The 16,816-nt window shown below is 63.9% G+C and carries 16 protein-coding genes; 8 read left to right on the top strand and 8 right to left on the bottom strand.

All coding sequences use genetic code 11. The annotated features are described in order from the left end of the window. Nucleotides 1-47: 47 nt before the first annotated feature. From QQ658_RS02425 to QQ658_RS02405, 5 genes are all read right to left on the bottom strand, one after another. Nucleotides 48-1,001 (bottom strand): ion transporter, encoded by a 954-nt coding sequence (locus QQ658_RS02425; RefSeq protein WP_286027015.1) that lies wholly within the window; start codon nucleotides 999-1,001, stop codon nucleotides 48-50. Nucleotides 1,002-1,006: 5 nt separating this feature from the next. Next, the gene (glmM, locus tag QQ658_RS02420; protein WP_286026094.1) at nucleotides 1,007-2,362 is read right to left on the bottom strand and encodes a phosphoglucosamine mutase; all 1,356 of its coding nucleotides are present in this window, start codon (nucleotides 2,360-2,362) and stop codon (nucleotides 1,007-1,009) included. Between the two features lie 115 nt (nucleotides 2,363-2,477). Beyond that, entirely contained in the window at nucleotides 2,478-2,999 is a 522-nt protein-coding gene (rpsI, locus tag QQ658_RS02415) for a 30S ribosomal protein S9 (RefSeq protein ID WP_286026093.1), read from the bottom strand. 26 nt (nucleotides 3,000-3,025) lie between these two features. After that, nucleotides 3,026-3,469, bottom strand: a complete 444-nt coding sequence (gene rplM / locus QQ658_RS02410; RefSeq protein ID WP_286026092.1) for a 50S ribosomal protein L13 — start codon at nucleotides 3,467-3,469, stop codon at nucleotides 3,026-3,028. Between the two features lie 203 nt (nucleotides 3,470-3,672). Further along, entirely contained in the window at nucleotides 3,673-5,700 is a 2,028-nt protein-coding gene (locus tag QQ658_RS02405; protein ID WP_286026091.1) for an acyltransferase family protein, read from the bottom strand. A 232-nt stretch (nucleotides 5,701-5,932) separates the two neighbouring features. On the opposite strand from QQ658_RS02405, the gene QQ658_RS02400 reads away from it, so the two are divergent. Next, nucleotides 5,933-8,029, top strand: coding sequence for an elongation factor G-like protein EF-G2 (locus QQ658_RS02400; RefSeq protein ID WP_286026090.1), 2,097 nt, complete (start codon nucleotides 5,933-5,935; stop codon nucleotides 8,027-8,029). 72 nt (nucleotides 8,030-8,101) lie between these two features. On the opposite strand, the gene QQ658_RS02395 is transcribed toward QQ658_RS02400, so the two are convergent. Continuing rightward, a complete protein-coding gene (locus tag QQ658_RS02395) occupies nucleotides 8,102-8,518 on the bottom strand; it encodes a YccF domain-containing protein (protein ID WP_286026089.1) in 417 nt (138 codons plus the stop codon). A 160-nt stretch (nucleotides 8,519-8,678) separates the two neighbouring features. Between QQ658_RS02395 and trmB the strand changes: the two genes are divergently transcribed. The 7 genes from trmB (at nucleotide 8,679) to QQ658_RS02360 (ending at nucleotide 14,738) form a co-directional block, all read left to right on the top strand. After that, nucleotides 8,679-9,482, top strand: coding sequence for a tRNA (guanosine(46)-N7)-methyltransferase TrmB (trmB, locus tag QQ658_RS02390; RefSeq protein ID WP_286026088.1), 804 nt, complete (start codon nucleotides 8,679-8,681; stop codon nucleotides 9,480-9,482). Continuing rightward, on the top strand, nucleotides 9,479-10,327 hold the full coding sequence (gene truA, locus QQ658_RS02385) for a tRNA pseudouridine(38-40) synthase TruA (protein WP_286026087.1): 849 nt from the start codon (nucleotides 9,479-9,481) through the stop codon (nucleotides 10,325-10,327). Before trmB ends, truA begins: the two co-directional genes overlap by 4 nt. Further along, a complete protein-coding gene (locus tag QQ658_RS02380; RefSeq protein WP_286026086.1) occupies nucleotides 10,324-10,935 on the top strand; it encodes a class I SAM-dependent methyltransferase in 612 nt (203 codons plus the stop codon). Before truA ends, QQ658_RS02380 begins: the two co-directional genes overlap by 4 nt. A 54-nt stretch (nucleotides 10,936-10,989) precedes the next feature. After that, entirely contained in the window at nucleotides 10,990-11,184 is a 195-nt protein-coding gene (locus tag QQ658_RS02375; protein WP_286026085.1) for a CsbD family protein, read from the top strand. A gap of 274 nt (nucleotides 11,185-11,458) precedes the next feature. Then, nucleotides 11,459-12,061, top strand: coding sequence for a superoxide dismutase (locus tag QQ658_RS02370; RefSeq protein ID WP_286026084.1), 603 nt, complete (start codon nucleotides 11,459-11,461; stop codon nucleotides 12,059-12,061). Between the two features lie 305 nt (nucleotides 12,062-12,366). Continuing rightward, nucleotides 12,367-13,482 (top strand): resuscitation-promoting factor, encoded by a 1,116-nt coding sequence (locus QQ658_RS02365; protein ID WP_286026083.1) that lies wholly within the window; start codon nucleotides 12,367-12,369, stop codon nucleotides 13,480-13,482. Nucleotides 13,483-13,595: 113 nt separating this feature from the next. Beyond that, nucleotides 13,596-14,738, top strand: a complete 1,143-nt coding sequence (locus tag QQ658_RS02360) for a resuscitation-promoting factor (protein WP_286026082.1) — start codon at nucleotides 13,596-13,598, stop codon at nucleotides 14,736-14,738. A gap of 81 nt (nucleotides 14,739-14,819) precedes the next feature. Here QQ658_RS02360 and QQ658_RS02355 read toward each other — a convergent pair whose 3' ends face one another. Both QQ658_RS02355 and QQ658_RS02350 read right to left on the bottom strand, forming a co-directional pair. After that, nucleotides 14,820-15,464 (bottom strand): hypothetical protein, encoded by a 645-nt coding sequence (locus QQ658_RS02355; RefSeq protein WP_286026081.1) that lies wholly within the window; start codon nucleotides 15,462-15,464, stop codon nucleotides 14,820-14,822. After that, on the bottom strand, nucleotides 15,461-16,639 hold the full coding sequence (locus QQ658_RS02350; protein ID WP_286026080.1) for a glycosyltransferase: 1,179 nt from the start codon (nucleotides 16,637-16,639) through the stop codon (nucleotides 15,461-15,463). Before QQ658_RS02350 ends, QQ658_RS02355 begins: the two co-directional genes overlap by 4 nt. Nucleotides 16,640-16,816 lie beyond the last annotated feature (177 nt).

Raw genomic sequence — 16,816 nt, 5'->3', positions numbered from 1 at the left:
CGCTAGCTTGGTCGAGGTTTCCGGGGCTACTTGTTCGGACGCTGCCGTCAGCTCGCCGGGCCGGACAGCTCACTTTCGGCGGTGTAGAGCCCCTCGCCACCCGGCCCTGAAATCACCCGTGCCCCACCTGAGGGTTTGAACTCGCCCAACTGGGCCTCCAGCCGGGCCAAGGATTCGCGCAACTCGCTGACGGTCGTCTCGATGCTGGCCCGCTGGTCACCGGCCGCCATGCATTCCAGCGCCCGCTCGTGGTCACGTTCCTTGTAGGCGTCGTCCAGGCTATTGATGATGATGCCGACCACCAGATTCAGCACGATGTAGGTGCCGATCAGCAGGAAGGAGATGACGTAAGGCACGGCGAACGGACTGATCTCGCGCAGATCGTGCAGCGTCTGGTTCCAGCCTTCCAAGGTCAGCAATTCGAACATGGTGAGCATCGCTTCACCGATGTTGTCGAAGTATCCGGGCATATCCGCGCCACCCTTGTCGTGGAACGCCATCCAGCCGACGACCGCGTAGAGGTAGCACAGCAGCACCGTCAGTGCACCCAGCGACAGCGCCGGCCCGGCCGCATTGTGCAGCCCGCGCAGCAGCACCCGGGCGTCCGGCATGATTCGCAGCAATCTGCTGACCCGCAGCAATCGAACCAGCCGCAATGCCGTGGCACTGGTCGACACCCCGGGGACGAAGCAGACCGCCACCACCAAGAAGTCAAAGGTGTTCCACCCCGACGAGAAGAATTTCTTCACGTTCAACCCGTCGGCAGCGAACCGAAGAACCAACTCGACACTGAAGATCGCCACCGAGATCCAGTCGCCGCGCATCAAGAAGTTGGCGATCCGGCTGTCCAAGGTGAAGGTGTTGATGCCTATCACCACCGCATTGGCGACGATAACCACGATGATGAAGGTCTGGAACAACCGAGACCGGACGATATCCATCGCCAAGCGTTGCCAGCCGGGCGCACGTCCGCCCGGTACCCGGAACTTCGCGGCGGCCATGACTCTCACAAGGCGAGGCGGGTGGCGACCAGTGCAGCCAACTCCTCAGCGACCTGCTGGGCGTCCTGGCTCGTGGCGGCCTCCACCATCACCCGTACCAACGGCTCGGTACCAGAAGGACGCAGCACGACGCGTCCGTTGTCCCCGAGCTTGTTGTTGGCCTGGGTGACTGCCCGGGTGATCTCGGGATCGATGCCGGCGCGCATCTTGTCGACATTCGGCACGTTGATCATCACCTGCGGCAGTGTGGTCATCACCGATGCCAATTCGGTCAACGGACGGCCGCAGCGCGCCACCCGCGCCGCCACATGCAATCCGGTCAGCACACCGTCACCGGTGTTCGCGTATTCGCTGATGATGACGTGTCCGGACTGTTCGCCACCCAACGTGAACCCGTTGCTCGCCATGGTCTCCAGTACATAGCGGTCGCCGACCCGGGTCTGTTCGACCTGGATGCCGTTCTCACGCATCGCATTGATCAATCCGAGATTGCTCATGATCGTGGCGACCAGGGTATTGTTGTGCAGCTTGCCCTGCTCTTTCAGATCGAGCGCCAGGATCGCCATTACGTGGTCGCCGTCGACCACCGCGCCGCTCGCGTCCACGGCGAGGCAGCGGTCGGCATCGCCGTCGAGCGCGATGCCCAGATCGGCACCCTCGGCCACCACCTTGGCCTGCAGCGACTCGATATGTGTCGACCCGGCGTGGTCGTTGATATTCAAACCGTCAGGAGTGTTGTGGATGCCGATCACCGTGGCCCCGGCCGCCTCGAAGGCAGGCACCGCCGTGAAGGACGCCGCCCCGTTCGCCGCGTCGATGACGACCTTCAAACCGTCCAGCCTGGTGTCCTCCAGACTCGACACCAGGTAGTCGATGTAGCCCTGGCGAAGCGCGTGGCCCTCGTCGGCATCGATGCGCCCGACATCGCCGGCGACCGGACGCGACCAGTTCTCGTTGAGCCGCTCCTCGATCGAGTCCTCGATCGTGTCGTCGAGCTTGACCCCGCCGCGCTGGAAGAACTTGATGCCGTTGTCCGGCATCGGGTTGTGGGAGGCCGACAGCATCACGCCGAGATCGGTGCCCTGCTTGTTGACCAGATAGGCGAGCCCGGGAGTCGGGACGACACCCACATCGATGACGTCCACACCGGTGCTCGCCAACCCCGCATTGACTGCCGCCGAGAGCAACTCCCCCGAGATACGGGTGTCGCGTCCGACCAGCGCCGTGGGGCGGCGTCCGGTGAACGCCCCTGCCTCACCGAGCACCTTCGCGGCCGCTGTTGACAACTCCATCGCGAGCTCTGCGGTGAGGTCGGCATTGGCGACTCCGCGTACTCCATCGGTTCCGAATAGTCGTGCCATAAGGGCCAAGCGTAATGGTCGCGTCCGGTAATCCCGGCATCGGGCCACCAGATGAAAGCACAGCGGCCGGCCATCCGTAGATGACCGGCCGCTACAGAATGCGCGATACGAAAGATCAGCGCTTCGAGTACTGCGGAGCCTTGCGGGCCTTCTTGAGGCCTGCCTTCTTGCGCTCCTTGATGCGGGCGTCACGGGTTAGCAGGCCGGCCTTCTTCAAGGCGGGACGGCTGGCCTCGGCGTCGATGGCGTTCAGTGCACGGGCGATGCCCAGGCGAACCGCACCGGCCTGGCCGGTCACGCCGCCGCCTGCCAGGCGCACGATCACGTCATAGGAGCCCACCACACCGGCGGTGACGAAGGGCTCGTTGATCGACTGCTGGTGCACCTTGTTCGGGAAGTAATCCTCCAGCGAGCGGCCATTGATCGACCACTTGCCAGTGCCCGGCACCAGGCGGACGCGGGCGATGGCCTCCTTGCGGCGGCCGGTGCCCTGGCCCGCAGCGATGACCGACGGACGCGACGTGGAGGCACCCTGGGCGCCTGCTGCCGAATCCGCACGATAGGCGATCTCGCGGTTCTGCTCATCGGTGAACGGGGTGGTATTGGTTTCGACTTCTTCGGTCTGAGTCTCGGACACGGTCAAATCCTCGTTGTTGTGCGCGCTCACTGCGCGATCTGGGTGATCTCGTACGGCTGCGGCTGCTGCGCAGCATGCGGGTGATCCGGTCCGGAGTAGACCTTGAGCTTGCCCATCTGCTGACGGCTCAGCTTGTTCTTCGGCATCATGCCCCACACGGCCTTCTCGACCAGGGCACGGGGATCGTTGTCGCGAAGCTCGCCGGCGGTGAAGGTACGCAGGCCGCCGGGGCGTCCGGAGACGGTGTAACGCTTCGAGTCGGTCGACTTCTTGCCGGTCAGCGCCACCTTGGAGGCGTTGACGACGATCACGAAGTCACCGCCGTCCATATGGGGAGCGAACGTCGGCTTGTTCTTGCCGCGCAGTAGCCCGGCCACCGTGGTGGCCAAGCGTCCCAGCACGACGTCTGTGGCATCGATCACGAGCCAATTCCTGGTGAGATCACCAGGCTTCGGGCTGTAAGTAGTCACGGTTAGTGCATCTTCCCGTCGTGGTTGTCCAGAACACACGGGCTGATGCTCCGCGTGAACATGCTTCAATGGCCGCCCCCATTCTTCCTGGGACCCGATGCCACGAAGACACCGCGCGGGAACGACCGGAAGCAACTGTAGTTCGTCGGGTCGCCGCGGTCAAAACAAGCCCTTGCGGCCCTCGCGCTCATTGGCCGCGAAGGTCAGCCTTCGACGGCAGTCACGATGCGATTGCGGGCCGGCACCGCCATCGTCGAGGCATAATCCTGGGTCAGATGATCATGATCCATCCAGACCAGAACATTGCCGATCACCACGGGGCACTCGTCTTTCGGGCAGTACAGATCGCTCAGGTCGACATTGCTGAATCCGGGACGCTCGTCCCAGGCTCTCGCCGGATTCGCGCTCGCCTGCATCTGTTCCAAGGGCACGCTGCATTCGTCCAACGATTCGTTCGCCCGCGCGAAGCAGTCCACCGGGGCGCTCGCGAACCGTGGCGTGTCGCGGAGACCCACCACAGAGATACCTGCGTCCAGCAGCGGGTCGATGACCTGTGCGAAGCCATCGGGAACCCGCTCCCCTGCCGCATTCTCCACTTCTGTGCGGGTGGCGAGCGTGATCACCACATCGGGATTGACGTCGAGCAGATACTGCGAGAAGGCGGCGCTCGTCTGTTGACAGGGCTCCGGCCCACCCAGCCCGAAACTGCATCCGGGAGAATGCAGGATCACCAGCTGCCAGTTGCGCTCTGCAGCGATCGGCTGCAGGGTACCGAGCAGCTGCTGGGTGTGGGAGTTGCCGACCACCACCACCGTGAGCGACGGCAGAAAGGCAGTGGGGGTCTGCCAGCATTCGCCCGCACCCAGGTCGTTTTGCGGGGCGAATCGTGCCGAGCATTGTTCGGGGAAGCTCACCCATTGCCGGTTCAGTTCGCCGACCTTCGGCAGCACGGGCGCGCCGGGTTCGCCTTCGTAGACGAAGTCGCTCATCAACGACTGGGCGCCGGGATTGTTCCGGACGAATTGCATGCGTGCTTGTTCGGTCTCGGCACGCAACCGCTGGGAGTCGTAGTTGATCCAGATGCCGCTGGGCACCGCGCCGATGCATAGCCAGCCGGCAACGACGATAGCCATCCGCCGATTGGTGGCCTCGGACCATTTCCAACGGCGCAGCGGCTCGTCCACGAGCTTGGTCAGCGTGATCGCCAGCGCGATCGAGCCGGCGATCAGCACCAGACCTGCCAACGGAGGCACGTGTATTTGATCGGTGACGGCCCGGAAGGTGGCCAGGATCGGCCAATGCACCAGATATAAGGCGTAGGCGGAGTCGCCCAGCCTCTGCACCGGACGCCACGACAAGATCCGGTCCACTCCCAGCGGCGAGCCGGACTGCCCGGCAGCCATGATCGCGGCTGCCGAACCCAGCGGCCACAGCGCTATCCAGCCGGGAAAGACCCCCTGTACATCGAGCACCGCTCCACACGAGATCATGCCGGCGAAACCGATCCAGCCCAGGGCCACTCTGCGCCACTTGACCGGACGAACGAACGGAATCGCCAGTGCCAACAGCGATCCGAGAGCAAATTCCCATGCCCGGGCGCTGGTGTGGAAGTAGGCGAGCTGCTGGTTCGCGTGCGTCAGGTAGATCGAGAACACCAACGATGCGACGAAGATGGAACCGAAGACCCAGGCCAGCACCCTGACCGGCCGGCGCCCCGTTTTCCGGCAGATCAGGGCCGTGAGCGCGAAGATCAACGGCCACGCCAAGAAGACCTGGCCTTGCACCGACAGCGACCAGAAATGCTGAAATGGTGAGGCGAGCGAGTCACCGGCGGCATAGTAGTCGGCCTGGTTCGCCGCCAGCTGCCAGTTCTCCAGGTAGAAGACGGACGCCAACGCCTCACCGCGATAGGCCCAATAGGCCCACTCCGGGAACCACTTCACCAGCGCAAACAAGGTGATCCCGATCGTGCCGATCGCGACCGGCAACAACCTTTTGAAGGTGTGCAGCCAGTAGCGTCCGATCGCCAGCGGGCGGCCATCGTCGAACTTGCGAACGAACGACAGCGTCATGAAGAACGCCGAGATCAGCAAGAAGATGTCGACGCCGCCGGAAACCCGCCCGATGAAGATGTGATAGACGACCACCATCAGCACCGCCACCGCACGCAGACCCTGTACTTCGGGCCGGAATCCGGAGTACAAAGAAGTGGTCGTAGATCGTGCAGGCACCCAGCGAGGGTACCAACGATGGGCCCGCCGCCGAACCCGGGCGGCGCGCACCTGCCGCATCGGTCCCCACGATTCACCCGAATCACAGGATCCGACGCACCGGGCCAATCGACGAATTCCAGACGTTTGACAAGCACAAATACCACTATCTTGGACGCCATCCATAGCAGAGCCCATAGATTAATTCGCCGTACTTCTTGCAGCACATCGCCGGGCGCGGCAATGTTAGGTCATGGCTTCAAAGACGAGCACACAAGCACCCAAGGTGAACTCCCCGGCAGACATACGAAACGTGGTCCTGGTCGGATCGGCCGGTTCGGGCAAGACCACGTTGTTCGAGAATCTGATAAGGACCCGCATCCCCGGATACCGCGGCGAGAAAGAAAACGCGGAACGCTCGGCCTCGCTGACGCTGGCCACCATCACCACCGGGGCGTCCACCGTCATCAATCTCTTGGACGCGCCGGGCAATCCGGATTACGTCGGTGAGTTGCGCGCAGGGCTGCGCGCCGCCGATGCCGCATTGTTCGTGGTGAGTGCCGCCGATGGCATCGACGCCATCACCCAGATCTTGTGGTCGGAATGTGCGGGTGCCGGGGTACCGCGGGCGATCGTGGTCACCAAGCTCGACACCGAGCATGCGAGTTTCGAGCAGACCGTGCAGCGCTGCCAGGAAATCTTCGGGGCGGGCGTGCACCCCGCCTATTTGCCGTTCGTCGGCGATGACGACCAGATCGTGGGCAGCCTGTCGCTGCTCAGTCAGAAGGTGCACGACTATTCGTCCGGCGAGCGGGTGGCGCGTGCCGCCAGCGATTCTGAGCGGGCAGCGATCGAGGATTTCCGCACCGACTACGTGGAGTCGATCATCACCGAATCCGAGGACGACGAGCTGCTCGAGCGCTACTTCGAGGGCGAAGAACTGGCCGTCGACCAGGTCGTCAACAACATGATGAAGGCGCTCTATCACGGCAAGTTCCATCCGGTGATCCCGGTGACGACCACCGGTGTGGGCACCGAAGAACTTCTCGGTGTGATCGACCGTGGCTTCCCGACCCCGCTGCGCTACCAGCCGCCGATGATGGCTGATCTTTCCGGGGACCCGATCGATCCTCCCGAGGTGGATGCCGACGGTCCGCTGGTGGCCCAGGTGATCCGGACGACTTCCGACCCCTACGCGGGGCGTCAATCGATGGTCCGGGTGTTCAGTGGAACGCTTCGTCCGGACGCCACCGTGCATGTGGCCGGGCACCGCGAGCAGTTGCAGGGCGTGGTCAACGAGCATCACCCCGATCACGACGATGAGGAGCGCGTCGGTCTGCTGAGCGCGCCGAACGGACTCGACCTGTATCCCAAGGATCAGGCGACGGCCGGCGAGGTCGTGATGATCGCCAAGCTGACGACTGCCGAGACCGGCGACACGCTGTCGGATCAGGACAAGCCGGTGGTGGTCGAGCCATGGCTGCTGCCCGAGCCGCTGCTGCCGGTGGCCATCCGCGCGGTCAGCCGCAACGATGAGGACAAGCTTGCCGGCGCCCTGCAGCGCCTCGAGGTCGAAGACATCACCATCCGGCTGGAGCGTGCTCCCGGCACCGACCAACTCTTGTTGTGGACGATGGGACAGGCGCATCAAGACCTGCTGATGAACCGGCTGTGGGACAAGTACGGAGTGAACATCGAATCCGACCAGATCCGCACCGCCTTGCGCGAGACCTTCATCGCGCCCGTGACCGCTCATGGACGCCACGTCAAGCAGTCGGGCGGGCACGGCCAGTACGCGGTCTGCGATATCAAGGTGGAGCCGAACGAGCGCGGCGCCGGCTTCGAGTTCATCGACGAGGTCGTCGGCGGTGCCGTTCCCCGGCAGTTCATTCCGTCGGTGGAAAAAGGTGTCCGCTCTCAGATGGAGAAGGGCACGCTGACCGGCTACCCGATGGTCGATGTCAAGGTGACCCTCTATGACGGCAAGGCGCACTCGGTCGACTCGTCCGATATGGCCTTCCAGTCGGCCGGCGCCCTGGCGTTGAAAGAGGCGGCCTCCGATTCGACGGTGGCGCTCCTGGAGCCGATGGACGAGGTGAGCGTCACCGTTTCGGACGAATACCTGGGCACCGTGATGACCGATCTGAGCAACAGGCGCGGCCAGGTGCTGGGCACCGACAGCAATGCCTCGGGCCAGGCGATCGTGAAGGCGCTGGTGCCGCAGAGCGAACTCAGCCGTTACGCAATCGATCTGCGCGGTCTGGCCCGCGGCTCGGGCTCGTTCACCCGTTCATTCCACGGCTATGAGCTGATGCCGACAAATCTGATGCAGGAGTACCGCAAGGCGTAGTTTCACACCTGGCACGGGCTTCGTGGAGGTTCACCGCTACGGTGAGCCTCTACGTTGTCTGCGCCTCATTGCCTACCGCCACTGCACCAGCGAGGTCTGATAGGCGGCGCGGGGATCGTCCTTGTCGAGCACGTCCTTGCCGAACGGGAAGGCGGTCACCGGGATCATCATGATCGACACCACGGCGTTGGCGATGCCCACGATCGTCACCGCCTGGGTCAGCGCCGTGATGATGTGCACCACGACCAGAATCCAGCCGACGGTGACGAACCAGACGACGTTCATCACGGCCGAGCCGGCGCCGGCGTTCGGCTTTTTCACCACGATGGCACCGAACGGCCACAAGACGTAGCGCGCCATCCGGAACGAGGCGATGCCCGCCGGAATCGTCACGATCAACAGACAGCCGATGATGCCGGCAATGAAGTAGGCGGCGGCAAGCCAAATCCCACCGAGGACGAGCCAGATCAGATTGAGCAGAGTTCGCATGGGTCAATCGTGCTTGATCACCTCTGCTACGGCAACCGATTCTGCGTCGAATCTCCCCTGAGGAGCCGCCGACATTATCCGCTCATTCTCGGCCGGACTCGCCCTGCGGATCATTCAGCACGAGAATCCCGGGCCGCCGAGGCCAACTATCCTGATAGTCATGTCCGACGCGCCCCTGATTGCCAGTGCAGATGGCTCCGGCCCCTTTTCGGCAGATCGCGGCCCGTCGGCGCGTTCACACGGAGAACTGCCGGGGGTCGTGTCGTTTGTGCGCCGCAGCCCCCGAATGAACGCCAGCCAGCAGAAGGCGCTGCACCGGCTCGCGGGCGAATACCTGATCGAGCTGCCGCACGGCGCGCTCAGCACGTCGATCGCCCCTGGGACACGGGTCGACTGGGGTGTCCAGTTCGGTTCCGCATTCGCTGAGGATTCGCCGATATTCGTCGAGATCGGGTCGGGCACCGGAGACGCCCTGGTTGCCTGCGCCCTGACCCACCCCGATGCCCGCATCATCGGCTTCGAGGTCTACGAGCGAGCCTTGGCGAGCACGATGTCGAAGCTCGCGGCCGCCGACGTGCACAATGTGCGGCTGATGATGGCCGACGCGGTGCAGGGCCTCGAGTCGCTGTTCGCCGAAGGCTCGATCACCCGTATCTCCACCTTCTTTCCCGACCCGTGGCCCAAGAAGCGGCACCGTAAGCGCCGGCTGGTCTCCCCCACGTTCGCCCGGCTCGCCGCCGGCAGGCTCGCCATCGGCGGCGAGTGGTGGCTGGCCACCGACTGGCCCGACTACGCCGACCAGATGCGTGAGGTACTGGACGCCACTGGTGGCCTGGCGAACCTATATCCGGGCGGCAACGGCCTGGCTCTGCGCCCGGCGGAGCGTCCGATCACCAAGTTCGAGCGACGCGGCCTGGACGTCGGGCGCCCCGTCGCCGATCTGGCCTACCGGAGGGTCTCATGAGCATCGAGGCGTCCGGCAAACCCGCCAGGAGATGGCGCCTCGATATCGCCTATGACGGATCGGGGTTCCATGGCTGGGCGTCCCAAGAAGGGCTCCGCACCGTTCAGGGAACTCTGGAGGAATGGATCAGCACGGTGCTGCGCACAACCGATCCTGTTCAGCTGACGGTTGCCGGGCGCACCGATGCCGGCGTGCATGCTCGCGGGCAAGTCGCCCATATGGATCTGGCCAGGGAATATGACGCCACCCATCTGGCTTCGCGGCTGCTCAAGGTGATTCCGAACGATGTCGTCGTCCACCAGGTGCAACGCGCCCCCGAAGGCTTCGATGCGAGGTTCGCGGCGATCTGGCGACACTACGTTTACCGGCTGTGGGACGCCGACTCGCAGCCCGATCCGCTGCTGCGCGGCCACGTGGCCCGCGTCCGCGAACGTCTCGATCTGGACGCCCTGAACCAGGCGGCCACGCTGCTGATCGGGCTGCACGATTTCGCCCCGTTTTGCCGGCGCAACGATTTCGGCACCTCGATCAGACATCTCACCGACCTTCACGCCGTGCGACGAGATGACGAAACCGGCATGATCGAATGCCACGTCACCGCCGATGCCTTCTGCCATTCGATGGTGCGCTCTCTGGTCGGGGCGCTGTGGGCGGTGGGTGCCGGACGACGCGACGAGGCTTGGCTCGGCAAGGTCGCCGCCCATCCGGTGCGGCACAACGATGTCTACGTGATGCCCGCCCACGGGCTTTGCCTGGAGGAAGTCGGCTATCCGCCGGACGATCAGTTGGCCGCCCGGGCAGCCCAAGCGAGGTCCTTTCGCAAACCGCAGGAGATCGATCAATGAGCCACTATTTCGAGACCCCAACCGACCGGTCGTCCAGACACCTGGTGCACGCGAGAATCTGGGACCGCGATTACGAATTCCATTCGGCGCCCGGGGTCTTCAGCGCCCACCAACTCGACATCGGTACCCGGGTGCTCTTTCGCTCGGCCACCCCGCCGGACGACGGTGCCACCAGGCTGCTCGACCTCGGCTGTGGATTCGGTCCGATAGCGATCGCCTTGGCCAGCGAATGCGAGAACGCGCAAGTGGACGCCGTCGACGTCAACGACCTCGCCCTGCAACTGACGACCGAAAACGCCCGGGCACTCGGAGTGGACGATCGAGTGCGGGCCAGGCGTCCGGATGAGCTGTTGAGCGAAGAACCGCGCTATGACGAAATCTGGTCGAACCCTCCCATCCGGATAGGCAAGCAAGCTCTGCATCAACTCCTGCTGACCTGGCTGCCCAGGCTGAGCCCGGGGGGCTCGGCATTTCTGGTGGTGGGCAAGAACCTCGGGGCCGACTCCTTACAGGTCTGGCTCGCCACCCAGGGCTGGAACGCCGAACGGATCGCGTCGGCCAAAGGGTTCCGGGTCTTTCGCGTGCAGCGAATCAGCCACGGTGGCTAGCCAATTCTCCTAGTGTGGACTGAAACCGCACCCGATATGCAGAGGAGGCCACCCATGGGATTGGGCGACGACATCAAGAACAAGGCCCAAGAGGCAGCCGGCAAGATCAAGGAAAGCGTCGGAGACGCAACCGACAACCAGAAGCTGCAGGCCGAGGGCAACGCCGATCAGGCGAAGTCGAAGCTGAAGCAGGCCGGCGAGCAGGCCAAGGACGCAGTCAAGGATGCCGGCGATGACATCAAGGGCTGATCACAATCACGAGGTCGCCCGGAAGGCACGGTCCATCCGGGCGACCTCCAATACTGGGCTCGTCGTCTTTTGAAGGGCACACCTAGCGGCTGCACCCGCGGGCGCGCGACACACGACTCCTGGATGTCACGGAGGACTGTGAAACCTTTAGAAGTAGGCGAGTCCGGAATAAACAGCTGGGCGGTCGCCGCTGTACAAGGCAACGGTGCCCGGTTCCAGTTTTTGCTTTCCGGGAACGACACGATTCCCCCACGGGAGAGGAAGAGAAGCGACAATGGCTGTTTACACTTTGCCTGACCTTGATTATGACTACAGCGCGCTGGAGCCTTACATCAGCGCGGAGATCATGCAGTTGCACCACGACAAGCACCACAAGACCTATGTGGACGGTGCGAATACTGCGCTCGACAAGCTCGCCGAGGCCCGTGACAAGGGCGATTTCGGAACCATCAGCAAGCTGGAGAAGGATCTCGCGTTCAACCTCGCCGGGCATCAGAACCACAGCGTGTTCTGGAAGAACCTGGGGCCGAACGCTCCCGAAGCGCCCTCGGGAGACCTCGCTGCGGCCATCGATGAGTACTTCGACAGCTTCGACGCCTTCAAGAAGCAGTTCGGCCAGGCGGCGCTGTCGATTCAGGGCTCCGGCTGGGGCGCCCTGGTCTACGATCCGCTCGCGGGACGCCTGAACACGCTGTCCTTCTACGATCATCAGAACAACCTGCCGGTCGGCTCGGTTCCGCTGCTGCTGCTCGACATGTGGGAGCACGCCTTCTACCTTCAGTACAAGAACGTGAAGGCCGATTATGTCGACGCCTTCTGGCATGTCGTCAATTGGAACGACGTTGCCGAGCGCTTCGCGAAGGCCTCGGTCAAGTAGTACCCGTTTTCCGCTTACTCAAAGCGCCTTCGTCCATCCGGACGAGGGCGCTTTGCTGTGCCAGGTCTCCCCTGAACACAACCCCCTGGCCACAACCCGGAGATATCGCGCGCTCTGCAACAGCAGCAGACCCCTTTCGGCGAGCGAGCAACCAGTCAGCGTCCAAGACTGAGAGATCCTGAGAAGGACTGTCCGGCTGCGACTAGGTGTTTCAGTAATACTCTCAGGTTTTCTTTGATATTTCTCAGGTTTCGATTAGGCTATTCATCGAACGAGCCGCCTAGCGCACTGGAGAAAACGAACCGATGAGACGATCACTCACCGTAGCCATCGCCGGTGTTGTCACCGTGGTGTCACTTGGCGCCGGTGCCACCGCCAGCGCAGCAAACAAGGCGGTCGAGTTGACCATCGATGGCGAGCAGCAGGTCGTTCACATCTGGGGCCACACCGTGCAGGACGCGCTGAATGCCAGCGGTATCGCGCTCAATGATCGCGACGAGGTCAGCCCCGCGGCCGATGCCCCGATCAACGACGGAACCGAAGTCGACGTGAAATACGTGCGTCCGGTGACCGTGATCACCGACGGTGAGGAAGAGACTTACTGGACGACCGCGACCACGGTGCAGGATGCACTCGAAGAAATCGGCCTGCATGATCCGGCGACCCGGCTGTCGGTGGACCGTTCGACTCCTCTGGGACGCGACGGCCTGACCTTCACGGCCAGCACCCCGAAGGATGTCTGGATCTGGGCGGACGGTGAATGGTCCGAGGTGACCACCACGGCTGCCGACGTCCAGAGCCTGCTCAACGAGGTCGGCATTCAGCTGGACGGCAACGACCGGGTGAGCCCCAAGCTCACCGCCGCCTTGAGTGAGGGCGCCGAGGTCACGGTGCAGCGAGTCGAGGTCAGCGAGGTCTCCGAAGACGTGGCGATCGACTATCAATCGCACCGCACGGACGATTCGTCCCTGGCCAAGGGATCCACCAAGGTGACCACCGAGGGCACCAACGGTGAAAAGACCGTCATCTACCAGGTGACCACGGTCGACGGGGCCGAGGAGTCCCGGACCGTGGTGAGCGAAGAAGTCACCACCGACCCCATCGACGAACAGATCAGCGTCGGCACCAAGCAGACCGATTACACCGGCAGCCACGCGGACTGGATGTCCCAGGCAGGTATCGCCGAGTCGGATTGGTCGGCCGCCGAAATCCTCGTACAGCGCGAATCAGGTTGGAATCCCTCGGCAGTGAACGCGTCCAGCGGAGCCTGCGGCCTGACCCAGGCCCTGCCCTGCTCAAAGTTGGGGGGCAGCTGGAACGATCCGATTGTCGCGCTCCAGTGGGGCGATCAGTATGTGAAGGAGCGCTATGGCGGCTGGCAGCAGGCGCTCGCACACTCCTACGCAAACGGCTGGTATTAGCGATTGAATCAGTCGCAGGGGAGCGTAGCGACCCGAACACTGAAATAACTACATCGAAGACCGAAACCAGAAGGGCTCACGCGGGCCCACAATCCTGAGAATCGGAGATATACGTGAAGTTGACGAAGAAAACCCTGATCGCCGCCGTGGCCGGTACCGTGGCTGCCGGCTCCCTCGGGTTCGGCAGCTATGCCAGCGCCATGAACAAGGACGTGACCTTGCTCGTGGATGGCGAGGCGCAAGAGGTGACCGCCTGGGGCAACGATGTCGAAGACGTGTTGAACGCCCATGCCATCGACCTGACCGATAAGGACGACGTCACTCCGGCTGCCGACGCCAAGGTTTCCGACGGCGACACCATCTCCGTAAACTACGGACGCCAGCTCACCGTGGTCACCGACGGCGAGGAAGAGACCTATTGGACCACGGCGACCATGCTGGCTGATGCTCTCGAAGAGATCGGGCTGCATGATCCCGATATCCGCCTCTCGGTCGACCGTTCGATGCCGCTGGGCCGTGAGGGTCTCACCGTGACCGCCACCACCCCGAAGGATTTTCAGCTCACCGTCGATGGCCAGACCATCTCCGATCATTCGGCCGCGGCGACCGTGGGAGATCTGCTCGCCGATCAGGGCATCACTCTCGGTGAGAATGATCGGGTCGAGCCCGGCGTTGACACCGCGCTGTCGTCCGGTCTGGCGATCACCGTCAAGCGCGTCGAGGTCGCCGAGGAGACCACCAGCGAAGCGATCGAGCACGAGGTCACCAAGACCGATGACGCCAGCTTGGACGAAGGCACCACGCAGGTGGTGACCGAGGGCAAGGACGGCGAGAAGAGCGTCGTGTACGAGGTCGTGAAGGTTGACGGCCAGGAGGAATCGCGTACCGTCGTGAGCGAGACTGTGGTGACCGAGCCGGTCACCGGCGAGGTGAAGGTCGGCACGAAGGCCGCGGCTCCGGCGAGCAGTTCCGGCGGCAACAGCGGCGGGTCCGCACCATCGGTCGCCGACGGCTCCGTGTGGGATCAGATCGCCCAGTGCGAATCCGGCGGTAACTGGGCCATCGACACCGGCAACGGGTACTCCGGCGGCCTCCAGTTCAACGCCCAGACCTGGGCTGCCTACGGCGGCACCGCATATGCCCCCACCGCAGCCGGGGCCAGCCGGGAGCAGCAGATCGAGATCGCCAGTAAGGTGCAGGCCGCGCAGGGTTGGGGTGCCTGGCCCGCTTGCACGGCGAAGCTCGGGATGAGCTGATCATTCCTGCAAGTTAAGTAATACGGCGAAGGGCCGCTGGGAGACATCTCAGCGGCCCTCTCATTTATTGATTTGCTCTTCTCATCCGCGATCGTGGAATCCCCGGAAGACCCAGCGCGGTACGGGACGCCGATCGAGCAGCGACTTCCACACCTCATAGCCGACCGGACCCGCAAGCCCCAGCCGCACCGCAGCTCCCGTCCAAAAACGCACCGGCTTGGTCGCGCTCTGGGCGGTGAAACTCACCTGGCCGGCACGGTGCTGTGCACGGGAGGCACACACGTCGCGCGTCTCGCCCTGATAGCCGACCTTCAGCCAGGTGTGACCGTCGCGCCAGGGCGCACTGCCGGGACGCTCCGGATCGAAACGCACATGCCGGGCATGCACGGCATGCACCTCGTATCCCAAACCGGCAAGGATCCGGGCCAGCGCAAGGTTGTACTGCTCGGAGAATCCTCTGCTGTTGGCGAAGGCTAGGCCGGAGTTCTCCCATAGATGCCAGACCGAATACCGGGTGAACTTCTCGTTCACCAGCCGTGTCGCGTAGTCCACCAGATCCCAGCCATCTTGGCCGGACGCAAGACAGTCGCCGAGCGCCTCGTCCAAGGTACGAATGTCACGCGGCAGGTTCAGTGCCGGTTTTGGCGCCCGTATCACCACCGGAGCGACCGCGACCGCCGCCGCTCCGGTCAACAACCCGAGCCACCACGCCTTACTACCCTTCATCGTGTTCGCCTGCCTTTCGTCGTCCACGTCGCCCGCTCGTGTATCTCCATCATGCGTGACACCGGCCTCGTCCAGTCGTATTCGCAGGCATGCGATCGCGCCGCCAACCGGACGCCTGCGTCCAGTCGTGAGGCCAGCCGCTCGATGGCGTCCGCGATTCCCGGGGCATCAGGAGTCCCCCATTCGCCGCACCTGCTGGTGATCAATTCGCGGGCGCCCCCGCGGTCGGAGGTGACGACCGGAGTTCCGCAGGCCAACGCCTCGAGAACCGCCAGCCCGAAGGTTTCGGTCGGGCTCACCGAAAGGGAGATGTCGGAGCCGGCCAGCACCCTGGCCACCTCGGCCCGTCCGGGCAGAAAGCCATCAAAAAAGATCGGCGCGTTTCCGGCCTGTTGGCGCAGCTTCTCCAGATCCGGGCCGGTGCCATACATGTGCAGCTCGAAGTCGGCGCCGCGCCGATGCAGCTCGCATGCGGCGGCCACCGCGAGCTGCGGATGTTTCTCGTGCGACATCCGCCCCGCGTAGCACAGCTGCAGTGGCCGGTCCCGCTCAGGTTCACCGTCACCGACGCCTTCCAAAGGCGAGGAGCCCAGGAACGAACTCTCGGCACCAGCCGGTTGGTCCGGACGAAAGGTCTCCAGATCGACACCGAGCGGCACCTTGCGGAGCTCGGCGTCTGACCCCGTCCACTCCCCCGACGAATAATCGGAGGTCACAACCACACGATCGAAATCACGGGCCAGACGGCGGTTCATGCCCTTCACCACAGGCTTCGCGAACCGGCGGCTGCGCAGCCAGTTCGAGGCCATGTCGTCCAGCCGCTCGTGACTGAACAGCACCGAGCCGACGCCACGCCGGGCCGCCCAGCCACCCACCGACGACAGCGTCCATTTGTCGGAGCATTCCACCGATGTGGGAGCGAACTTCGCGAGCAGCTCGAAGGCGCGCCGGGGCTCGACGATCATCCGGTAGGCGGACGACACCTTCGGCGCCCGGATCTCGGCAACTATCCCGTCGTCGGACTCGGTGACCTGGTCACGCGGACCGGGAATGATAAGCATCCGCCGAGCGCCGTGGCCGAGATAGCCACGACCGAGTTCGTTGATGGCAACCTTCATCCCGCCCGACGTCGGGCCGACGAAGTTCGCGAGTTGAGCGATGCGCAACTCAGCCACCATGGCCTCCCTCCGATCGCCGACCCGACGAGCCTACCCACCCTGCGCCCCCGGCGCGGCCGGTTGCCGGCACAAATCCGAGGCAACATAAAAGACCGGTGGCACCCCAATAGGACACCACCGGTCTTCAGCAGTCTATGGACCCTCAAGGGGTCCTGTGAGCGGTCAGCCGATCGA

Source organism: Propionimicrobium sp. PCR01-08-3 (genome assembly GCF_030286045.1).
Classification (GTDB): domain Bacteria; phylum Actinomycetota; class Actinomycetes; order Propionibacteriales; family Propionibacteriaceae; genus Brooklawnia.
The sequence above is the reverse complement of the archived record's forward strand: the minus strand, read 5'-3'. Positions and strand labels throughout refer to the sequence as shown.